Genomic DNA, 22,432 nt, shown 5'->3' with positions numbered 1-22,432 from the left:
GGTTTTCGGGAACAACCTGTCGGAGGCGTCATGTCTGCTCTGCAGGGTCTACATCGCGAGATAGCGCCTTCGAATATCATCATTTCCTGAAAGGCCTGCCGTGCTTTCACGATGTACGACTTTGCCCTTATCGATGACGAGGGCCTCCTGTGCAATCCGCAGGCAGAAATGCATGTTCTGTTCAGCCAGCAAAATCGTGGCGCCACCCGCGCCCAATTCTCGCAAGACCCTGCTGATGTCGGCGACAATGATCGGCGCCAGCCCTTCGCTAGGCTCGTCAAGCAGCAGGACCAGCGGGTTTCCCATCAGCGCACGAGCGATCACCAGCAGCTGTTGCTCGCCACCGGAAAGGCGGCCTGCCTGGCGGGATCGAAGCCTTGTAAGAAGCGGGAACGTTTCCCAGATCCGCGGCAGCGTCCAGTCACGCCGGCCGCCAGGGCCGCTCTTGGCCGCGATCTGGAGGTTGTCCTCCACACTGTGCTCGGGGAATACTTGCCGGTCTTCCGGCACATAAGCCATACCCAGCTGCGCGCGCGCGTGAGGCGGTGCGTGCGTGATGTCGCGGCCAGCGAAGAAGATGCGGCCGCTGCGCACCGGGACAATGCCAGCGAGCGCCTTCATTGTCGTGCTCTTGCCCGCGCCATTTCGGCCGAGCAGCGCTAGTGTACACTTTTCCTGGAGCGCAGCATCGACACCGAATAGGATCTGGCTCGCGTCGTAGAACACGCTTACGCCCTCCGCACGCAAGAGCTCGGTCAAGTCGCGTTCTCCTCTGCCCCAAGATAGGCGTCGATGACAGCCTGGTTGTTGCGGATCTGGTCTGGGGTGCCCTCGGCCAGCACCTTGCCGTAGCAGAGCACGCGAATGCTGCTGGCAACCTTGAAGACGATATCCATGTCGTGCTCGATGAAAATAAGTGTGAGCTTTCGGCGTTCCCAAAGAGCGCGAACGCGCTCAATCATGCGCCAGCGTTCGTCCGGGCCCATGCCAGCCGTAGGTTCATCGAGCAACAGCACTTTGGGCTCCAACGCGAGCGCAATAGCGATATCAAGCAGCTTCTGATCGCCATGCGAGAGGATGTTCGCCTCGACATCGGCAACATCGGTCAACCCGACGAACTCCATCACATCGTCCGCACGCTCGCGCATGCCAGGGGACGGAAAGCGATGAGACAGGCTGGCCCAGCGGCCGGCGTGGGCCGTGACCGCAGCCATCAAGTTCGCGCGCACAGTCATGGTCGGAAAACAACTCGCGACTTGGAAGGCACGCCCAATGCCCCGCCGCATGCGTTCCGTTTTGGAGAGCTGGAGAATGTCCTCACGGTCAAGCAGCACCTCGCCAGAATCGGCGATGAACGCGCCACTGATCAGGTTGAAGAAGGTGGTCTTGCCGGCCCCGTTTGGTCCGATAATTGCTGATAAGCTGCCGGAGGGAAAGGCAAGCGACACGTCGTCGATCGCGCGTACGCCGCCGAATGACTTGGTGAGATGATTGATCTCAACGTTCATCGCGCGCGCTTGCTCCAGACGAGGTGGATGAAATCGAGTACGCCTCGGCGCAGGCCAAGCGCGAATGCGAGGATCACGACGCCCAGGACAAGTCCGTGATACTCCGTGAAACGCTGCACCAAGTCATTCAGCGCGAGCAGGATCATCGCGCCCAGCACGGGCCCGAGAAAGCTGTTGATGCCTCCCAGCATGACCGCAAAAATGGCCTGGCCCGAGTTGGGCCAATCGGCCAGCTCGGGATAGGCGCCTGACACGAACAGGGCTGCCAGCACGCCTCCCATCCCGGCGAAGCCGCCCGCGATCGTGAACGCCAGCAGCCGGGCGCGCCACAGGACGATGCCGACAAAGCTAGCGCGTTCCGCATTGTCGCGGATCATGCGCAACGTATTCCCAAACGGACTCATCGAGACATGGCGGAGCGCCAACAATCCGAGTACGGCTACGATGGCGCAGAACTGGTATAGATGAAGCTGCGAACCCAGGTCGAAACCAAAGATGTGACGGCGAGGAATACCACCGCGCAACCCCTGATCACCTCCGGTCAGGCTCTGCCATGAGACAATAACGCTGAAGAAGAGCATCTGCACCGCGAGGGTGATGAAAGCGAAATAGTCCGTGCTTAGTCGGACGCAGATTGCGCCAACCACGAGAGCGGCGATGGTCGTCAGAGCCACCGCGAATAGCGCCGCGACGGGCAGAGACAATTCCGTCAACTGCATCGTGAGGCCAAATGCATAGGCGCCGAAGCCATAGAACATCCCGTGGCCGAATGAGACCATTCCTGTGGTGCCGACCAGCAGATTGAGCGACGTCGCGAACAGCGCCATCGCGCTGAGACGGATAATGAAGTCCTCGAAGGCCGGGCTACGGTGCAAGATTGGGATCGCGAGCAGCAAGATAAGCACGATCGCGGCGAACAGGGCATCGCGCGAGGCAGGATTGCGCTTCATAGGGGGCGGCCGAACAGTCCCTGCGGGCGCAGGACCAAGATACCAATCATGACGATGTAGATAAGCCCATCTGTGAAGCCGGGGAAGCCGATCGTGCCGAAGCCTCGAACGAGCCCGATGACGAGCGCCGCTACCATCGCGCCTGCGATCGAGCCCATACCGCCGATCACAGTGACGATGAATCCCTCGATCAGGATCGAAAAGCCCATGCCGGGCGAAAGCGAGCGAACGGGACCCGCGAGCGCGCCTGCGAGGCCAGCGAGCCCGCCGCCGATCGCAAAGACGATCGCGAACAGCACCGTCGTATTGACCCCCAGCGCCGAGACCATCTGCGGATTGACCGCCGCGGCCCGAACTGTCTTGCCGAGGCGCGTTCTGGACAGCCCGAGGCTGAGCACGATGGCGATCAGCGCAGCTATTCCGATCAGCACGGCGTAAAACGGAGGCACGACGCCGCCTGCAATGAACAGCGGCGGGACCTGAAAGGCAGCCGGCATTCCCATGGCGCGGAACTCGGGCCCCCAGACAATCTTGACGATGTCGTCGAAGATCAGCACCACCGCGTAGCACACCAGAAGCTGCATAAGCACGTTGCTGCCGTAGACCCTGCTCATCAGCACGCGTTCGAAGAGCACGCCGAACAAGGCCATGGCCACCGCGCCCGCCAACACGGCGAGCGCGTAACTATCCGTCGCGGCATATGCGCTGTAAGCTACATAGCCGCCCAGCATGTAGAAGGTGCCGTGGGCGAAGTTGACGATCTTGAGAACGCCGAAGATCAGCGTCAAGCCGGCAGCCACCAGGAACAACAGCATGCCCACGATCAGGCCGCTGGTGGCCTGCGTCACCACACAGGCGGGGGTCGTAAAACATGCGCCGAGCGCGTTGAAGTCCATCGATCGTCAGCTGTAATTCTGCTGCTTCTTCCACTCCGTCTCAAGTTCGATGATCTTGCCCCAATCGGCGGGTTTGATGTCGGTGATGAACGGATCCTTCGGAATGGTCTGTCCCCACCCGATCGCATAGCCGATTGTCGTGTGATCGTCCCGCATGGTAATGGTGCCGTCCGCGCCAAAAGGCGAATTGATCTTCAGTCCCGTCAGGGCAGCCGCTATCACCTTGCCGTCCAAAGAATTGGCCTTCTTGATGGCTGCCTCATAGAAGTGCATGGCGACCGAATTCTGCCAGGACCAATTAGTCGGCCGTTCGTTCCACCTTTTGAAGTACGCCTGACCCCATTCCTTGTTCGCCGGCGTATCCGGGAATGTCTCAAGATAACGCGTGGCCGACTGGATGCCCGCGGGCAGATTCTTGATCGCGGCCAGCACTGGATAGTCGACGTTCGGAGTTGCGACGGTCATCTGCCCGAACAGAGCATAGACATTCCCCTGGTTCACGAACGCCGAGAGATCGCCGGCATAAAGCAGCGTGAACAGCGCCTGCGGCTTGGCCTGGATAAGTTTGGTAATCACTTCGGTGAAGTCCGGCTGGCCGAGCTTGGGCCAGGCCTCGGTTACGACCTCGACATCCGGTTTGAACTTCTTGAAGAACTGCAGATACTGCGCCGTCGTGTCGCGCCCATAGGCGTAGTCCGGTGAGCAAGTCGCCCATTTGTTGATTTTCTTGGCATTGGCGAAGTCGGCGAGGTAGAGGCTGCCGGCGACAGCATCGTGCACGCCCTGACGCGCCACGCGAAATGCGGTGGGCACCCGGATCTTCGGATCAGCGGTGAGCGATGACGTCTCGCTGTTGGTGTGAATGCAGGCCACATTGAGGTCCCGCATAACCTCCTGCACCGCGAATGAGGCGGACGACGCTTCCGCATCGACCAGCAGCTCGCAGCCTGCAGTGTTCACCAGTTCACGTGCGACGCGCGCGGCTTCCTGCGGCTGGCCTTTGGAATCCCGGAATACGAACTCGATTTGCCGGCCCAGGAAGCCGCCAGCGGCATTGATGCGATCTTGCTCGATGAGGAGCGAGTTGCGCGAAGAGGTGCCGAGCAGCGCGATGGGTCCCGATAGGATGCTTTGCATGCCTATGCGGAGAGTATTTGCCTGTGCCCTGGCTACCCATGGGGCGGCCACCAAAGTAGCCGTGCCACCGGCCAAAAGCGTGCGACGCGTGACGGGTCCGCTCATCGAACTGCACCTCCCTGTGATCCGGCTGTTGAATCAACCAGTCGTGTTGTGCCCGACTGTAGATCAGCGAGGCCATGCTGATCAAGCGACATAAAGATGGAGCGAGGCCGGAGCCTCGGTAATGGGCATTGTACCTTCCGGTAGAGTTGGGCGCCGCCTTGCTGCTCAATATACGTCACGGGATCTTACCGCGATGCGCTGGTGCCGCGCTATCCACCTTGCCCATTCCGCTCATCGCATGGACTTTCGCGAAGCGGATCCGCTTCGGGAATGAACACTCACAACATAGCGATCGCAAGATGAGCGCTCGGCGCCTGTCGCTCGAGGTGTTTAGCGCGAAGGAAGGACGTCTACTCGCGGTCCCTCACGTCGAGCTCATCCAGCGCCGGTCATTTCCCTTCCAACCTTAACTACGGACAGATGGCGACCCGGGAGAACTCAGACGCAAATGATATGTGACGCAGCTCCGCTCACCAGGAGCGATCTACGGCAGTACGCGGGTCATTTCGAGCCGACGAGCGAGATGTACGGACGGCTCGCTCGCACAAGACGGACGCCCCTTGCCAGCCTTCGGGAACGAGCGCATCCTGCTATGTTACTTCATAATAACAAAAGGAGGAAACATGACATACGACCTTTCGCGGCGCTCCTTGCTCGCCCTCGGCGCAGGATTAGGCGCATCGACCGTGCTGGGCAGTAACGCTTTTGCGCGAGCACCCAAGCTTGGGACGCAGCCAGCTTATTTCTATCGCTTCGGTCTCGGAGACGCCGAAGTGACGGTCGTTTCTGACGGTCCGCTGCCACTCGGTCCTCCGAAAGGGACCTTCATCGGCGTGCCTGATGAAGAAGTGAAGAAGATGCTGAGCGACAATTTCCTCTCACCGGAAAATGTGGTGCTGGAGCAGAATTCGCCGATCGTGAATATGGGTGACAGGCTAGTTCTATTCGACACTGGCATGGGAACGTCTAAGGCCTTCGGACCGACCACCGGCCGTCAGCAGAAGAGTATGGCAGAGGCTGGCATTAAACCAGCCGACATCGACGCCGTGGTCTTATCACATGCGCACATCGATCATATCGGCGGCATTGTGGACGCGGACGGTAAGCCATTATTCCCTAACGCACAGTACTACATAGCTCAGAGCGATTTCGATTTCTGGACCGATGAAGGCAAGCTTGGCAGTCCATTGAAGGACTTTGTCGTTCATGCACGCAAGAACTTACTTCCGATACGAGATCGCCTTGTGTTCTTCAAGGACGGTCAGGAATTCCTTCCCGGCGTGCAGGCCATGGCAGCTCCTGGCCACACCGTAGGTCACACAATCTTCATGGTCTCGTCGGCAGGGAAATCGTTCGCCTTCCTCGGTGATCTTACTCACCATCCGATACTGCTGCTTGAAAAACCGCGGATGCAGTTCTCGTACGACACCGATCCGCAGCAGGCAGCTGAAAGCCGGGTCAAACTGCTAGATATGATTGCTGCAAACAAGATTCCTGTGATGTCCTATCATTTTGCCTGGCCAGGTTACGGCCATATCGCCAAGACATCGGAGGGCTTCCACTATTACCCCGAAGCGATGAGCTTGAATCTCTGAACTCCGAGCGCAGACAAAAGAGACGACCTCCAAAGCAAACTCTAGCTCCGGACTTGACGGGGCATTTTTGCGCCTTGTCTCTGACGAGAACGGTGTCGGACTGCGATGTGGCCTTCGAGCCAGACTCGGACGTGTTAGTCAAACCCACGACGCACGATAATGGTCCTCGCAGATATGCTGGAGCTCAACCTGCGCAGGCTTGTGCTCCGCACATCCCGACTTAGGAGAACACCGGCTTAGGCGTCAATCTTGTAGGATTTTCCACCTGCAGCTGGCGGCTTTCTGGGGCGCGCTTCGGCCGTGAGGGGCGGTGGCCTCGGAAGGATAGGTGCTTGCAGCTCCGCTAGGCACGATTCAGGTTAACGACCGAACCATCGCCGAGGAAGACGAGCCGAACTCATTGCAAACGACTATAACAGAGCGAAACCTTCGTAGCCGCGGGTGACGACCTTCTGACAGATCTCGCGATAACGGACCAAGCCACCTGCATATGGCATGAATACCTGCGGCTTGCCTGGAATATTCGCCCCGAGGTACCAGGAATGCTTTGCCTGCGGCAGTAGTGTTCGTGCAGCCGCCTCGTTGACTTCGCTTACCCATTTCTCGACGGCGTCGGCCCGTGCCTCGATCCGCTCCAGCCCGTTAGTCCGCATATGAGCGATGCAATCGGTGATCCAATCGACATGTTGCTCTATGGCTACGGGCATGTTGCACAGAACCGATGGACTGCCGGGCCCCGTGATGGTGAAGAGGTTTGGAAAACCAGCGACCTGCAAACCTAGATAATTGCGTGGTCCTGCCTCCCAGACATGCTTGAGTGCGATCCCGCCCCGCCCGCGGATATCCATCTTGAGCAGCGGTCCCGTCAACGCATCGAACCCTGTCGCAAAAACTATGATGTCTAGGGGGTACTCGGCCTGATCCGTGCGAATTCCAATCTCGGAGATCTGCCGGATTGGCGCAGCTTTGACGTCCACCAGCGTGACATTCTGCCGATTGTAGGTCTCAAAATAGTCGGTATCGATCGGCGGGCGCTTGGCCGCATACGGATGATCAATGTCAGCGAGGACCGCCGCGGTCTTGGGATCCTTCACAATCGAGCGGATCTTCCTTTTTATGAAATCGGCAGCGGTGTCGTTTGCTTCCTTAGAAACGAGCATGTCCTCAAAGGATGCGCGGAACTGCAGCCCGCCACGCTCCCAGGCCTCGTCATAAATTCTCTCGCGCTCCTCTGGCGGCGTGTCGACCGCTTTGCGTTCCGCAACCTTGAAGCCCATGCCATTGTAGGTTTGATGCGTAGTCGCGCGTATTTCGCTGGCGCTGTTTTTGACATATTGCTTGAAGTCCGCCGTCAATGGGACGTTGCGTGCTGGTACTGAATAGTTCGCGGTACGCTGAAATACGGTCAGATGCTTGGCTTGATCGGCGATCACCGGCGCCGCCTGGATGGCGGTCGATCCGGTGCCGATCATCCCCACTCGCTTGCCCGCAAACTCGACGCCTTCGTGCGGCCACTGCCCTGTATGATACCACTCACCCTTGAAGGTCTTCAGTCCCAGAATGTCGGGCACGTTGGCAGTGGAGAGGCAGCCGACCGCGGTAATGAGAAACTTCGCGATGAAGGTCTCGCCCGTTTCTGCACGGATGTGCCAGCGATTCGTCGCTTCATCGTAATGCGCCGACGCAACCGGGTACCAAATTGAATGTCGCGTTTCAGGTCGAGCTTGTCGGCAACGAAATTCAGATAACGCAGAATTTCTGCTTGGCCCGGATAGCGTTCGGACCACTCCCATTGTCGCATCAAATCCAGGGAAAACGTATACCAATAGACATGGCTTTCAGAGTCGCACCGAGCTCCAGGGTAGCGATTCCAGAACCACGTGCCCCCAACACCCTGGGCCGCTTCTACGGCCTTGACTTTCAAGCCAAGGTTATCCCGAAGCCGAAACAGCTGGTAGAGACCCGCAAAGCCCGCACCAACAACCAGCGCGTCTAGCTCAACCGGTTCATTCGACATTTCCGCACTCGCTCATTACGCCGCCCCACAAACATAAGGGTAGGTATACGTCAGCGCCGTAAAGTGCGCTGCGTCAAAGTGAATTGGATTATTATAACCGTCCCGGTCGGTGCGCTCAACTCACCTTCTCTGCTCAATGCAGCTCACTGCCGGGCGTCGCCTTCAAATCTGGAATGCACTCCTTCAAAGACCGAGCCGGTCCAGAAGCAATCAAGGTCGATTTGCGGAGACCCCATTTCTCGGACCTGCCGTCTCGACGTACCATGAGAGGAGTTGCAGCGGCCGCTAGATTCAATTTTTCGGTCTGTATCGAATCGGAGCGACCGCGACCTTGGCCGCAGACATGCGTAATAGCCATGTCGCGCACGAGGTCCTCCATGTCGGCGAAGCCATCTGGATAGCTCACCAGAATCTTGAGGACCGCCCCTGGAAGTTCACACCCCCTCCCGGCGCTTGAGCGCAACGGGTTGAAGGAAGGGACGAAGCCGCTCAAACGACGCCGGCGCAAGACCGGCCAGCAGGCGGTTTCGAACCCGAACCGTACGCTCGCGGTTGGCACGGCTCAGCGCACTGTCCAGCGCTATTCGATGGAGCTGTTCCTCGAGACGTGTCCCGACCGATCCTTGTTCAGCCGGCATCAGGGCTTGTTCCCGGCCAATCTACTCCCTCTTCGATCGGGAGCCAGCGGCACCCGGCAATCGGGCGAAGACCGGAGAGGGCGTCTCCAACTCCTCGAACGAATGAACTCCAACAGCAGCCCCATCTGTTCGCTCGGGCGCCATGGCCTGTTGATTTCGGTCATCGAGACCAACACCGACGTTGCTTACGCGCCCTTAGCGAGCGCAGGACCGGCGACAGCCGATGTCAGCTTCTCGGCCCGAAGCTGGGCCTCAGATGGTGTCCCGCTCAAGGTCCGGTTTGGACCAAAGAGAGACGTGCCCATGCTGATAGAACGGGAAATTCCAAGTCGCGCCAAATGTGGTAATCCTCATCGCGCGGCGCCCCTCAAGGGTGCCAAACAAAATCAAATCGCCGGACCGAAAAATAAAACACAATCAACGCTCTCCAAGATTGTCGCCTCAGTTCAACCCTGTACGGCAGTTTGGCGATTTCGGTCTGCAGGGCTACCTCTGCAACCCATTCATTTTGCTGCCGCACGAGGGCCGCGTAGCTTTCGAGCGAGCACTCGACTACTTCGAATTTCGTCTTGCCGGTCTGACTGACGTGAAGTGCACGTGGCCAGGTCGAAGCTCTGCCGATTGCTAATCCCCGTCTCATGCTAACCGCTCGGGAGCAGCGAGGGCCGAACGGATTCGTCACTGCAGGAGCGCTACATGCTTGTGACCAAGTACAAGCGGCTGAAAACGGGACATTGCACCGCTCGGCGAACTCGGTGCTGCACGAAGCTGGCGCAATCCGCGAGTGCGACGATCACGGCTGGAAAGGACAGTACTGACCCTCACGCCCGCGAGCGCGCGTTCGAGATCGCTTATGAGGTACTGCCGGGTGGACTCGTGAGGCGGCTGCTGCCGCGCTTGCCGACGTGCTATGATGCGACCGGCCATAGATGTCCCGAGCGCCTGGAAGACTAACGCTCTCAGGCGGTCTTCCGGTGCGACCTGGCCGTCGGCTTCTTGGCTACCGCTTCCTTCGCCTGTCTCTTCTCAGCGATGGGCATCAGCATCTCCTTTTGCCCGGCGGCAGCGTTGCGAGCCTTCTTGGCGGCCGTTGTCGCCTTAGCCGACGTGCCCTCGTCCCGGACCTTCTGCAGCAGCGTGCCGGCCGAGCCGTGATCGATTTCGATCCGAGAGAAGGCCTGGAATGGGATGCTGTGGCCTGAACCGTGCTTGAGCTGCCCATCTATTGCGACACCGATGTCCGATCGAGGCGTCCTCCGACGCTCCCCAGCAGTTACATTCCACTTCAAACGGTAATGGCCTTTTCCAATGGAAGCGTGACGTAGAATGCTGCGCCGCGCAGGCGGTTCTCGGCCCAGATTTTCCCGCCATAGGTCTGTATGATCGTACGCGCGATCGGCAATCCCAGCCCAGTCCCCTGGGCCTTAGTCGTAAAGAACGCTTCGAAAATCGTGGTCAGTTTGTCCACCGGAATGCCCCGGCCTGAGTCTGTCACGGCCAATCTGGCGGTCCCCGAATCTGCATCCTTGAAGGTGCGGATCTTCAGCTTGCCTGGTTTTGGATCGCACCCGTCCATGGCATCAAGGGCATTCATCGCAGGGTTTCAGTATCACCTGCTGCATATGGATCGGATCAGCTCGTACTGGCAATCCATCGGTTGCACAGTCGGTGGTAAAAATGATCTCCCGCCGCACAGCCTCGGGCCCCACGATACCGGCGACATCGCGCACCGCTTCGTTGAGGTCGAACGCCTGCAGATCGGAAGCCCTTTTGTTGTCCTGTAGGTTTTTCAAGCCGAAGATGATCTCGCTGGCGCGCTGATCGTCTCGAACAATTTCGGCAAGAATTTCGCCAATCTGCCTGAGGTCGGGCGGGTCAGCCTTCAACAATGTCTGCGCCGCCTCCGTATTGCTCAGGATGGCTCCAAGGGGCTGGTTCAGCTCATGGGCAATGGATGATGATAGTGCGCCAGCAGTAGCAACCCGGTTTAGGCGAACGACCTCCCGGCGGCGACTGCCAGCCTCCAGCTCCGCAACATGTCGGCGCCGGCGCTCGAAGAGCAGCCACGAAATGATGCCCGCTTGTAGCAGCAGGAGTGACGACCCGGCGATCATATGGGGCCGATATTGCTCCAATAGGCCGGGAACACGAAAAAAACCTCGCTTCCGGCAAGCAGGTTGCTTTCACTGATGTCCCAACGCTGAAGCTCCTTCCAGTCATATCGCGGCATTCCCGGTCCGACCACTACCTTGCCGATCGCGGCGGGCGATTCGCCGTCCAAGATGCGAATGCCGGCACCAACCGCCTGCCGGCTGACGTCTGAGATGAGGGTAATCGGTCCGCCGACTATTGCTTGACCGAAGAACATGTCGATATGGCTGAACACCGGCGCGTTTGCCGCCGCGTGAAGACGGGCCATTGCCCTGCTCTCCTCATGCGCAACTCCCGCAGCGTCCACCGAAAGAATCCCGAAGAAGATGGCGCTGTGCGGAGGAAGATAGGCCGCACGTTTGAGCATCTCCTCGAACGACAGTTCGTTTGAGTTGCTTACCGGCCGGGCAGCGATAAACATCCTCATCTGGCAGATAAGCAACGTCCTGTTTGCCGAAGCGCCCCGAAGCCTTCGCACCCGATGTCATCGGCTTAGGCAACGTCACCGTGATGCCAGATTGCTCGCACGCCAGGATTTCTTCGCCCTTGAAGTAGCCGCGATCGGCGACAACATCGAGCGTGTCGGCCTCAAGGATGGCTTTGGCCTGCTGTGCTATGTTTGCAAGTTGTGACCGGTCTGAGCCACTTGTTGTCACCTCGTGCGCGACGATCAGATGGTTTTCTGTATCGACCGCCGTCTGCACGTTGTAGCCGACGATGCCGGAACCACGGCCGCTCGTGGCCATCGAACGGCTGTCAGGATCCGTGAACGATATCTGCTGATCGGGCGACGCCAGAACCTGTTTTTCAATAACTGCGAATTTCGCCATTTCAACGGTCAGATTTTCGAGCCGTTCTTTGATCCGCGTCTTTTTAATTCCAGCGTTTCCGACGACTCCTGCCGGTCGGCGGTATCGAGCTGAGCGAGATAGCGCGCAACACTCTCTTCCAATTGCGTGCGCCGCCGCTCGACTTTGCCGCGCGTGAAGTTCTTGTCGCGATTATTGACAGCTTTGAATTTGCTGCCGTCGATGGCGACGCTGGCTGCCGCGAGCAACCCCATCTTGCGGCACACCTCGACGAAGCGCGCGCAGACTTTTTTGATGCCGGGACCATTGTCCTTGCGGAAATCGGCAATCGTTTTGTGATCGGGCGCAAGCCTGGCGAGCAGCCACATCACTTCGACGTTGCGGCCAGCTTCATGCTCAAGCCGGCGGCTCGAATGGACACGGTTGAGATAACCGTAAATGTAGAGCCCTAAGAGCGCGGCCGGATGATACGACGGCCTACCTGTGCCGGCAGGCTCAACGCCACCGAACCCAAGTTCAGCCAGATCGAGGGCTGCAACGAAGGCGTCGATCACGCGAACCGGATTGTCATCTGCAACCCAGTGTCCAGGCATTCCGGCAACAAAGTAGATTGCCCGCGATCAGCTCCTTGAACGAAACGAGCCATGCCAGCCCCCGCCGATTCAGTGCGGGAATCATAACAGGCACGGCGTTTTCACACAGCCAGGGTCACAAGCGGTCCTCCACCGGCTGCGAGTGGCAGGTCATCAATGAGCCAAACACAGACATGGCCAGAGGCGGATCGCACTTGGACCGCGGCTCAAGCCTTGCGCGCAATCAGTTCGCACGGAGCAATGATGCCCTTTGAGATACATGCAGTCATACTGCGTATTTGATCTTGCCGTCTCTCACCCATCGTGTGCAGACCCAGAGATGCAGCAACGCCGGCGGCGAGCGAGCGGGCTTTTTGGTCGGCAAAATAAGCAAGCGCGAAGTCCTTTCGGCTGCGTTCCGACAGGATTGCGAAGCCCGCTCGCTCCAACGCACGCTTGTAGCGCTCGAGAGAGCCTACGGCGCTCGACTCGCTTGTGGTGGCCCATGGCACAGGAAACAGCAACTCGCCTTCGGCTTTTCGCATGACGTCATAGATTGCGAAAAGCGCCCCTGGTTGCAAAACACGCGCTATTTCAAGACAGAGATTTTCCTTGTCTTCGATGTTCATGCCGACATGAAGCATGTAGGCCTTGCTGAAGGTCGAATCGTGAAACGGCATCGCAACGCAGCGTATGTGCATTTTCGATGACGACGGCCGCAGGCCCGCCCTCGGTGATGAAAGCTTTCTCGGCAAACCAAACAGAACATAGGCAAAATAGGCGCCAGCGAACCCGCGCCAAATCGACCCGGAAGAAAATCAATCTCGAATGCCATCAGCACGAGACCACTGGCCGCGAGCACCTCAATTGCGAGATCGACAATTTGCACCGCATTGATAGTTCCGGCGTCGGCGATACCATACCACGCTAGCAAGATAGCGAAGAATGCAAAAAGCTTCCAACCACGTTGACCTCCGAGTTTTGCTGCGCGACCTAAGGTAGAGATCATCAGTAAAACTATCGCTTCTGAGCATAGTTTGGCTTAGGTTGCGACGGTGGCTCAAAGCTTAAGGATCGTCGGCGAGCTAGCTGTCCGCTTCAGCGGGCCAGTTCGCACGACCCGCGTTAACCCTGTCGTTGATCTTCTCCCGTAGCTGTTCTCCCTCGTTCACCTCTGCCGCTAAACGGCCCTATTGGACGGTTGCAATCGTTCTCCATTCTGGAGCTCACCTTCAAGAGGATTTGAGCCAAGTTTCTCGTTCGGAGAGCGTGAAATCAGATGAGAGTGGCACTCTTACTCGTTGGCCTCGGTACCCTCGCCGCGATGGAGCTCGAAGGAGCGCCACGCATGAAGGAGCCTGTGAAGGTGACGCCTGTTCAGGAAACGACCGGCATGCGCCCCTCTCGCGATACACTGATGAAGGCTGACCGGCTCGAAATTCCGCAATTCAAGGCGCGGCCGCAGCCGCTTTCCTCGAGCGAACTGGTGCATCCACCGGACCACATCGCGTTCATCGCGCAAGCACCTTCGAAGATCATCGAGCAGCAGAAGCTCAGCGCAAACACAAAATCAGCGATCATGCTCCCCAGACCTCGGCCCCGGTACGGAACTTCCAAGGCAATCATTGGCGCCAGTCGCGCAAAACCTGTCGCTGAGGCCAAGCCGTGCCCGTCAGTTGCCTTCGATGGCCTTTTCAAAGCATTGAACCTGCAGATGCGATGTCAGACCTAGCACAATGATTGCTTTGCGTCGGAGCCGACGGCAACCCGCGGCTCCCGCGCATGTGTCAGAGCAAACACGCCGGCCCGAGGCAGTCCGACCGCCGGCCTGTGAATACGCCGCGTTGGCTGCCTGTACGCATGTTCAAGTTGACCGATGTGCGGCAGATCACGCCTGACATCTGGGTGCATCCGACCAAGGAGCGCCAAATCGCTACCATGATAAGTGCGCCATTGAATTGAGGACTGCTACGCCGATGTTTTCGCGATCCGCGGCTCGCTTGAGCCGATCAGGCGGCTTGTCACTGGTGGCGCTTCTTCGCACCTGCCTCTTAGATGATATGGCTGGCATCCGGCTCTTCAATTCCCCGTTTATGTCCGGCGACTGTTGCAGGCGCACGGCTCACCGGCCCCACTCGCTCCAGGCCCGGTCCGGGTGGTTCTCGCAGACAAAATCTAAGCCGAAGCAGATGGGACAGTTGGGACCAATTATGACAAAAAAGCGCGCGGGCCTTGCTCCAAAGATCGCAAGCATACCGCGCGCCTCGGTTAGCGGCGCTCATTTCGCCGGCTTCTTGCCACCCGCCTTCATCTCGCGATAGCGGGCAGCGCCACTTTCGCGGATGGTCTGCGGGCTACTCCAACGCCATGGCGTCATCAGGCACGTCGCGGGTGATCACCGAGCCCAAGCCGATATAGGCGCCGCTGCCGATTGTTACAGGTGCGACCAGCGAGGAATTGGTGCCGAAGAAGGCGCCCTGCCCGATGATCGTCTTGTGCTTCTTGAAGGCGTCGTAGTTGCAGGTAATGGTGCCGGCGCCGATGTTGGATTCAGCGGCCGGCGCGTCCCTGAGCAGATAGGCCTCTCGAAGCTTGAAAGGGAGATGCCATCGGATCTGCAAACCGGTGCCGTCAGGGCCGAGGGCTCAAGCGAGCACTGGCACATAATCCAAGCCGGTATCGCCGCGCGTGGACCGGGTGAGAGATGGCCATCGCCGCAAGCCCGCTTCAGCAGCCAAAAGCATGACGCCCGCTGGATGACACCTCGTCATGAGACTAACGGCGCATGGGCGATCCACATCAGCTCCATCATCGAGGATCAGGAATACTCCTCGATCCGCCCGCTGATCGACTGGCTGAACTACAACGGCTACACCGTCGTCACCAAGGCGTCCAAGGCGTCCAAGGCGTCCAAGGCGTCCAAGGCGTCCATCGACGCCTCCGGCCGCCGCAAGGTCAAGGGCAACATGGACATCGAGCTTGCCGTGGATGCCATGGAACTCCCGAGCACATCGATCGGATGGTGCTGTTCTCGGGCGACGGCGACTTCCGTTCCCTGGTCGAGGCCGTCCAGCGCCGCGGCGTGCGGGTCACCGCGATCTCCACCATCGCCAGCCAGCCGTCGATGATCGCCGACGAGCTGCGCCGCCAGGCCGACGTCTTCACCGATCTCGTCGAGCTCCGGTCCAAGCTCGGCCGCGACCCTTCCGAACGCCCCACCCCGCGTGATCGCGGCGAGCGCGAGCGGGCGGTCATCTGCCAAGATTCTCACCGGAACCAAAGAGAAATGATCCTCGAGAGTAACCTGTAGCAACTGGATTGCATCCGAGATCGTCGCTGTATTTCTAAGCGCTACGCAAGGTCCGCCGCCATAGGATCAAAACGGTCGTTTACCACCTCAACCTCCCGGCATTGTACGTGATCCGTTGAGAGCCTGATCTGATTCTACCCCCGTCAGGATGCGATAGATTACGGATCTGTGCGCCTTGAGAGAGGCAACGATGGTGGGCAATTCCTCGCGGCCGCAGGACTCGCACATTGGAACGACGAAGAGCTGACTCAATCTCAGTTACCGCAACCTCAACGCGCAGTCTCCGCAACTCCTTCATTGCCGCGCTGATTTCTTCCTCCGACAAGCGCGGTGAAGTGAGGACGAACATAGCCGTACCCCAAGGTAGTCCTCTTCAAAGCTCGACGGAACGCGCTGCCTTGAGATGCGAGAGGGATAGCGCTGTTAACCTTGCCGAGTTAGGATAATCCAACGGCTATATTGCTTCCGCCGGTTCGTTCTTGCACAGTAGAGATAGGGGCCGGCACAGCCCTTCGATTGCGATCTATTTTTTTATTGCTGGGAGAATATCAATGAGCGCTTCAGCTCAGACGCCAAATGATTGCCAGTTGAACTCTATTGAGGCGATTGAAGAACGCTTGGCGATGATTGCCAATATGCAGCGACGTCTCAAAAGTGCACTCGCTCGGACTGAGCCTGGACGCGAGCAGTTGCAGTGAAGATATTCTAAAGCCGGTTTAGCTCAGTGGTAGAGCGCCGTCCCTGTATGGCGGAGGTCGGAGGTTCGATTCCTCTCAATCGGCACCACCATTTCCCCAACGCTCGCACGCGTTGATTGCGTTCGTCGTTTCTCGGCATTCTTGCTCCCATGAATCCAGGGAAGATGAGCGACGTTAGCGTTTTGCGCCTTCACCAAAACATCGGACAGCAATACTAAGAATCTACGGGACGTCGCCGCAATGCTGCGAGCTCTCGTCCGCTACCTTCGCAAATGCTTAAGCGAACGAAGTGGCTTTGCCGATTATGCACCGAGCCGTTCCACAGCTCGGTTGGATTCTGGTCAGCTTTCGTCTCCGCTGCTTCGGATGATGCGCCTTAGCGGTCTCCTAATTTCTATTGGTCTTGGAGCCGCTCCGTATCTCGCGTCTGCGCTGCATCATGTCCCTGCGAAGCTGCCCACGGTTATGTTCCGGAGGCGCTGCAGTGTTGCCGCGAGTGGTGCCGGAATTCGCGATTGCGCCGGCCAAGCTGCTTAGCGTTGGATACTGGAACACACGGACGACGGACATCTGCAGTCCCAGTTCCGCGCGGATCTTCTCCACCACGCGGACCATCATGAGCGAATTGGCGCCCAACTCGAAGAAATTATCGTCAATCCCGATCTCGTTCACGCCCAACAGCTCCTGGAAGATGGCTGCAAGCTTGCGCTCTACCTCGGTCGCTGGCGGATTAAATCGCGTCGTGGTCTCGCGACGTGCACCATCGGGTGCAGGTAACGCCTGGCGGTCCAGCTTGCCGTTGGGGGTCAGCGGCAGCGCTTCCAGCGGCACGAACGCCGTGGGAATCATGTACTCCGGCAATGCGCTGCGCAAATGCTGTCGAAGGTCGGGCAAGCGATTGCCTCCAGAAGCGCCCCGGAGCGCCGGCCGATTTGCGTACGCGGACACGTCAACGTCGGCAGGAGCTTTGTCCGTTACCGCAATGCCCGCCATCGCCCCGACTGCCTCCATCCCTTGCGAGGGCCTAAAAACGGCATCGAAACATCCCGGCCCCGCGGCGGACCATTCGATGGCCACCTCATAGCTTTTATCGAGCATGCGCACGTCCTCGGGATCGACTCCCGATGTTGGACCCACGGCGATCTCACCCAGGCGAATGGTGGGAGAGCGCAACTGCACAGCGCGCAGCGCCGCCAGGGGCGCCGCGACCCGCGCGTTGGGGATGCCGGTGATACGCAGTGAGGTCGTCCGGGACCGTACCATTGTCCTCAAGCTCTCCAGCGTGCAAGGCTCGGGAGCTTTCTCGATGTCCGCGACTATCGACCGCCGCGGGGATCCGCCGCGCTTGCTGATCACCACGTCATAGCGGAAGCGAGTCATCTCGCTCGGCTCGCGGCCGAGTTTGAGTTCGACCTGTACTTCCTCGATATCAGCAAGCCGCAGTGGAAGAGATAAGAACAGATGCGGATCCAGCACCAGTTCCGGCTCCTCTTCGAGCCGCTTCCGCAGCCGGGCCTGAAGTTCGCCTGCCGGAACGTCGGACGCGGCCTTCTGCAATTCGATCTCGCAGAGCATTACCTCCAGCAGCGCGCGATGACGCACATCGCCGACAAAGATTGCGCCGCCTGGAGCCAGCTTCTCGAGGGCGGCCGCCAGCACGTCCATGAGATACGCCACGCTCGGGAAATATTGGGCGACTGAATTGATGACGATCGTGTCGAAGGGACCGCCCTCGACGGCAGCCAGCGCGTCGGCGGCGCGTTGCTCCAAGACTACGCCGGCAAGACCTCGCCGCGTGGCCTCGGCCTTCACTCGCGCCAGGGCTGCCTCGGATAGGTCGATGCCATGATAGAGTTCGCAGTTCGGCGCGACGCGGAAGAGGATCATGCCGGTTCCACAGCCGACTTCCAGCACCCTGCGGGGCAGCAGTTGCTGGATCCGCTCTGTCGTACACGCGATCCACTCGCGCATCTGTGCTTCAGGGATGGAATCGCCGGTATAACTGCTCCTCCACCCGGCGGTCTCGGAGTCGCCGCCATGCTGATAGGTCTCGTCCCAAATTGCCCCCCAGTGATCAATCGTTGGAGCGCTGCCACGATTGGGCGAGACGATGTAAGCGACGAGCTGCTGCACACCTGTCGCGTCCGGTCTGGCCACGACCGCACTCTGCTGCACCGAGGGATGGCGGTTCAATGCAGCCTCGATCTCGCCCGGCTCGATCCGGTGACCCCGGATCTTGACCTGATGGTCGAGACGTCCGAGGTGTGCAAGCGTTCCGTCGGGCAGCCACATTCCGAGATCGCCGGTTCGGTAGAGACGAGCTCCGGAATCGCCAAAGGGATCAGGGACGAAGCGTTCTTCGGTCAGCTCCGGTTGTTCCAGATAGCCCCGCGCCAAGCCGGCGCCTCCAATCAGGATTTCACCGGGGACGCCAACTGGCAGCGGTCGCAGAGCTCGATCGACGACGTGAACCTTGGTATTCGCAATTGGGCTTCCGATCGTGATCGCGTCATCTGCGCCCCCTACGGCACTGGTGGTTGACCAGATGCATGTCTCCGTGGGGCCGTACATATTGCGGATTTCACCCTGATAGCGTCGCCGCAATCGCTCAACCAATGTCTGCGGCAGGGGCTCGCCGCCCAGAAGCAGCATGCGCAGCGAGCCTAACGCATCGAGCGAGGCATCGTCGGACACCAGCATGCCCAACAGCGACGGGGTGGCCTGGAGATGAGAAATACTGTGGCGGCGGATCTGCGAAGCGACATCCTGATCGGGCTCGGTGGAGACCGGAGCAAGGGATGGATTGGCCAAGCGGCGCAATTCGTCCAGATAGGGAAGACTGGCCAACACATCGTCGGCCGAAACGCCGAAATCGATCAGGCAGGCGATCTCGTCGACACCGGACTGCTTCAGCTTATCGATCGCCGCCAGGCACGAGCTCGGTGATCCAAACAGGCCCGCGGTCGTGAAGTATCGCTCGAACGCGTGCTCCATAATGACGTCGAGTTCCTCGGCGTCCAGATTCGTGAGGCTCATCTGCGGCGCGGCCGATGCTTGCCGTTCATCGCCCTTGGCGAATGCGGTCATCTCCCATCGCATCTTGGAGATGAGGTCGGTCGAAGTCTTGAGGTATTCCAGGAACGGTCCTCGCACCTTGCTGCGGACTTCTGCCGCGTCGGGGCCCACGAAGGTGTGCAGCATGAGGGTGACCGCCCCTGTCCCGTCGTGGCCGGCGTCGGTCCAGGCCTTGCGATAGACCGCGATATTCGCGACGAGCTCCTCGGGCTTCATCACCAGCAGGTTTGTTAGCACGTTGGCGCCTAGCCGTCCGGCCAGCGCGAAAGTGTCCGGATGCGAGCTTGCGGTCACCCACAATTTGGGCTCACGCTGCACCGGGGCTGGAAACGTCTTTATCTCTATTGGCTGGCCATCGCCGCCAATGGCCTTGATCGCCTCACCGCGCCAAAGCGCCTTCACGGTCTCGATGCCACTCGCCATCAGGTCGCGGCGGTTCTTGTAGTTCTCCGGCTGCAGTACGAAGTCGCGGGCGTGCCATCCGGAAGCGAAGCTCAGTCCGACGCGACCGTTGGAGAGGTTGTCGACGACCGACCATTCCTCCGCGACGCGTATAGGGTTGTGCAGCGGTAGCACCACGCTTCCGGCCCGGATCCCGATGCGCCGGGTAACGGCTGCGACTGCTGCGCCGGTCAGCGCCGCATTTGGATACAGGCCGCCGAAGGGATGGAAGTGCCGCTCGGGCGTCCACACGGCAGAAAAACCGTGATCATCGGCATATTTAGCGCCCTCCAGCAGCAGCCGGTATTTGCCGCCGGCCCCCTCGGCCGCATCAGCGGCGAAGTAGAACAGGCTGAAATCGATCGGCCTGTTGGTACGCGCGTCGGCGCGCGCGAGCCGTTCGGTTTCATGCTGGATGACCACCGTAAAGCCGCGCGCCAGCGTCCAGAACAGCTCCAATACCGAAATGTCGAACGAGATGCTGGTCGTCGCGAGCCACACGCCCGGCTCCGTCCCCAACGCCTGGTCCATGGCTTCGAAGAAGTTGGTGACGTTGCGGTGCTCGAGCATCACCCCCTTCGGACGTCCGGTGGAACCCGACGTGAAGATGACATAGGCGAGATTTTCGCCCGACATCGCCACGTATGGTCGACCCGCTTCGCTGGCCTCTCCGCCCGCATCAATGCACAGCGCGCGGGTTTGAGGCGGCAGCGCGCCCGCCAGGTCCGTGGTGGTTACCACCACGCCGGCTCGAGAGTCCTCGAGCATGAGCGCGATCCGCTCAGCAGGGTAAGAAGGATCCATCGGCACATAGGCTGCACCGGCCTTGAGAATGCCAAGCAAACCGATCATCATTTCGGCTGACCGCTCGACATGGATGCCGACCATCTGGTCCGGCATCGCACCGCCGGCGATCAGCGCCCGGGCGACGTGGTTGGCACGCCGATCGAGTTCGCGGTAAGTGAGCGAGCGAGACCCGTCAACCAGCGCCACCTTGTCAGGTGTGCGATCGACCTGCGCTTCGAAGGCCTCATGCACACAGTGCGGCCCCGGCAGCGGTCTGTCGGTATCGTTCCAGATCTGGAGTATCGAATCGGCGTCCTGCGATGGCAGGCTTGGTAGATCGCCGAGCTTGGCCTCCGGCTGGTCGGCAATCGCGACAAGGATCGCCTGCAACAGATCGGCGATGCGCTCGACGGAGGCCGGCGCAAAACAGCTCGTGTCGAATGACAATTTGAAGGTCAATCGAGGGCCGTCATAGGCCATCACGTTGAACGGAAAATTGGTCTGGTCGTGCAGTGTGAAGTCGCGCCGCTGCCATTCCTGACCGAATGACTTGAAGCGCGCATCGTCGGTTTGCGAATTGAAGACGATGATCGAATCAAAAAGCGATTGTCCGCGAGGCACCTCGCTGAAGCGAAGAATATTGACGAGCTGCGTGTGTTCGTAACCGCGCAACTCGAGACGCTGTTCGCGCAGTTGGCGGCATAATTCCAGCACCGGCAACTCGGAGGGTAGTTTGACCCTGACCGGAACGGTATTGATGAACAGCCCGATAACACGATTTGCGCCCTCGATCGACGACCGCCGGCCGGCCCTGGTCAGTCCATAGACGACATCATCTTGGGCCGAAAACGCCGAAAGCACGAGCGACCAGGCGACTTCGACGAGAGCAGACGTCTGCAATGAGGCCCGCGCGGAGAGATCATGCAGTTTCTCAGTGTCGGCCAGCGATAGCGCAAATTCCAGGGTGGCATGACCGGCGGCGGGGGGCGCGTCGGAAGCGGCAATCCGTAGCGTTTCGAGATTGGTCGGAGTGCGAAAGCCGGCCAGGAGGTTTCGCCAATACCCTTCAGCGGCCACTGCATTCGCTTCCAGGTGCCGCTGGAGCCAGGCGATGTGCTCGCGATAGGACGGACGTTCCTCAAACAACGGCTGCGCGCCGTGCACCAGCGCTGCGTAAACGTCGAACACCTCCTTCACGACGAAGGCGTAGCAGGAGTCCAAGATCGCGTGCGAGTAGGTGAAGACGAGTCGAAGGCGATCGGAGGCGAGATGCAGCACCGTCACACGCCAGAGCGGCTCAACTTCGAGGGCGAAGGCACGCAATCTATCCTCGGCCAGGAAAATGCGCAGCGCCTCCTCCTGCTGCTCGGCCACTATCCCCGACAAGTCGCGCGCCTCAAAAGGCACCGCAATTTCGCTTACGACTTCCTGCAGCGGAACTTCCAGGCCTTCCCACCGGAAACGAGTACGCAGGATCGGGTGTTGTTTCGCCACCATGGCCCAGGCATCGGCGAGGACATTGGTGTCGATCGGCTCGTTGAGCCATATCTCGAGCTGTTCGACATCCACGCCCGGGGTCCGTGCCTCGAGATGGTGAAACAGCATACCCTGCTGGAGTGGCGAGAGCGGATAACTGTCCTGCAGCATAGCACTCCCAAAAAGTCAGCGCTGGATCCGCGAATATGAGCGGGCTCCAATCCCAGCGAAGTATATTAATTTCAAAAATCGATTTTAAATCGGACGC

The 22,432-nt window shown here is 59.5% G+C and carries 14 protein-coding genes, 1 tRNA gene and 4 pseudogenes; 5 read left to right on the top strand and 14 right to left on the bottom strand.

Annotated elements, in window-relative coordinates; all coding sequences use genetic code 11:
* Positions 1–48: 48 nt before the first annotated feature.
* From IVB41_RS09975 to IVB41_RS09955, 5 genes are read right to left on the bottom strand one after another with little or no spacing between them, the layout of a single operon-like run.
* Positions 49–759: an ABC transporter ATP-binding protein gene (locus IVB41_RS09975; protein WP_027567916.1), complete on the bottom strand. Its 711-nt coding sequence runs from the start codon at positions 757–759 to the stop codon at positions 49–51.
* A complete protein-coding gene (locus IVB41_RS09970; protein ID WP_035961470.1) occupies positions 756–1,508 on the bottom strand; it encodes an ABC transporter ATP-binding protein in 753 nt (250 codons plus the stop codon). Before IVB41_RS09970 ends, IVB41_RS09975 begins: the two co-directional genes overlap by 4 nt.
* Entirely contained in the window at positions 1,505–2,458 is a 954-nt protein-coding gene (locus IVB41_RS09965; protein WP_027567914.1) for a branched-chain amino acid ABC transporter permease, read from the bottom strand. The genes IVB41_RS09970 and IVB41_RS09965 overlap by 4 nt, the downstream gene beginning before the upstream one ends.
* Positions 2,455–3,354: a branched-chain amino acid ABC transporter permease gene (locus IVB41_RS09960; RefSeq protein WP_027567913.1), complete on the bottom strand. Its 900-nt coding sequence runs from the start codon at positions 3,352–3,354 to the stop codon at positions 2,455–2,457. The genes IVB41_RS09965 and IVB41_RS09960 overlap by 4 nt, the downstream gene beginning before the upstream one ends.
* Before the next feature lie 6 nt (positions 3,355–3,360).
* Positions 3,361–4,596 carry an ABC transporter substrate-binding protein gene (locus tag IVB41_RS09955; protein WP_027567912.1) on the bottom strand — a complete coding sequence of 412 codons (1,236 nt, stop codon included), beginning with the start codon at positions 4,594–4,596 and terminating at the stop codon, positions 3,361–3,363.
* A gap of 623 nt (positions 4,597–5,219) precedes the next feature.
* On the opposite strand from IVB41_RS09955, the gene IVB41_RS09950 reads away from it, so the two are divergent.
* Complete coding sequence (locus tag IVB41_RS09950) at positions 5,220–6,191, top strand: MBL fold metallo-hydrolase (protein ID WP_027567910.1); 972 nt, start codon at positions 5,220–5,222, stop codon at positions 6,189–6,191.
* Positions 6,192–6,601: 410 nt separating this feature from the next.
* Here the strand turns inward: IVB41_RS09950 and IVB41_RS09945 are convergent, their stop codons facing one another.
* From IVB41_RS09945 to IVB41_RS09915, 7 genes and pseudogenes are all read right to left on the bottom strand, one after another.
* Positions 6,602–7,984: an NAD(P)/FAD-dependent oxidoreductase gene (locus IVB41_RS09945; protein ID WP_346770816.1), complete on the bottom strand. Its 1,383-nt coding sequence runs from the start codon at positions 7,982–7,984 to the stop codon at positions 6,602–6,604.
* A gap of 86 nt (positions 7,985–8,070) precedes the next feature.
* Positions 8,071–8,208, bottom strand: a pseudogene (locus IVB41_RS35780) (NAD(P)-binding protein); the annotation flags it as partial.
* Between the two features lie 1,923 nt (positions 8,209–10,131).
* Positions 10,132–10,440 (bottom strand): sensor histidine kinase, encoded by a 309-nt coding sequence (locus IVB41_RS09935; RefSeq protein ID WP_027567907.1) that lies wholly within the window; start codon positions 10,438–10,440, stop codon positions 10,132–10,134.
* Entirely contained in the window at positions 10,427–10,960 is a 534-nt protein-coding gene (locus tag IVB41_RS09930) for a sensor histidine kinase (RefSeq protein ID WP_247430430.1), read from the bottom strand. The genes IVB41_RS09935 and IVB41_RS09930 overlap by 14 nt, the downstream gene beginning before the upstream one ends.
* Complete coding sequence (locus IVB41_RS09925) at positions 10,957–11,265, bottom strand: hypothetical protein (protein ID WP_027567905.1); 309 nt, start codon at positions 11,263–11,265, stop codon at positions 10,957–10,959. The genes IVB41_RS09930 and IVB41_RS09925 overlap by 4 nt, the downstream gene beginning before the upstream one ends.
* 121 nt (positions 11,266–11,386) lie before the next feature.
* Positions 11,387–12,452, bottom strand: a pseudogene (locus IVB41_RS09920) (IS1182 family transposase); the annotation flags it as partial.
* A gap of 153 nt (positions 12,453–12,605) precedes the next feature.
* Positions 12,606–13,058: a hypothetical protein gene (locus IVB41_RS09915; protein WP_051462784.1), complete on the bottom strand. Its 453-nt coding sequence runs from the start codon at positions 13,056–13,058 to the stop codon at positions 12,606–12,608.
* Positions 13,059–13,726: 668 nt separating this feature from the next.
* Here IVB41_RS09915 and IVB41_RS09910 point away from each other — a divergent pair.
* Entirely contained in the window at positions 13,727–14,110 is a 384-nt protein-coding gene (locus IVB41_RS09910; RefSeq protein WP_245287791.1) for a hypothetical protein, read from the top strand.
* A 546-nt stretch (positions 14,111–14,656) separates the two neighbouring features.
* Here the strand turns inward: IVB41_RS09910 and IVB41_RS09905 are convergent.
* Positions 14,657–14,933: pseudogene (locus IVB41_RS09905) on the bottom strand (DapH/DapD/GlmU-related protein); the annotation flags it as partial.
* Between the two features lie 249 nt (positions 14,934–15,182).
* On the opposite strand from IVB41_RS09905, the pseudogene IVB41_RS09900 reads away from it, so the two are divergent.
* The 3 genes and pseudogenes from IVB41_RS09900 to IVB41_RS09890 all read left to right on the top strand — a co-directional run.
* Positions 15,183–15,688, top strand: a pseudogene (locus IVB41_RS09900) (NYN domain-containing protein); the annotation flags it as partial.
* 551 nt (positions 15,689–16,239) lie between these two features.
* Entirely contained in the window at positions 16,240–16,386 is a 147-nt protein-coding gene (locus IVB41_RS09895) for a hypothetical protein (RefSeq protein ID WP_155809749.1), read from the top strand.
* Positions 16,387–16,398: 12 nt separating this feature from the next.
* Positions 16,399–16,474 (top strand) — tRNA-Thr (locus IVB41_RS09890).
* Between the two features lie 299 nt (positions 16,475–16,773).
* On the opposite strand, the gene IVB41_RS09885 is transcribed toward IVB41_RS09890, so the two are convergent.
* The gene (locus IVB41_RS09885) at positions 16,774–22,335 is read right to left on the bottom strand and encodes a MupA/Atu3671 family FMN-dependent luciferase-like monooxygenase (RefSeq protein WP_247430427.1); all 5,562 of its coding nucleotides are present in this window, start codon (positions 22,333–22,335) and stop codon (positions 16,774–16,776) included.
* Positions 22,336–22,432: the final 97 nt, after the last annotated feature.

This window comes from Bradyrhizobium sp. 44, from assembly GCF_023073095.1.
Taxonomy (GTDB): domain Bacteria; phylum Pseudomonadota; class Alphaproteobacteria; order Rhizobiales; family Xanthobacteraceae; genus Bradyrhizobium.
Note: the sequence above shows the minus strand (reverse complement) of the source record. Positions and strands in the feature narration are given on the sequence as shown.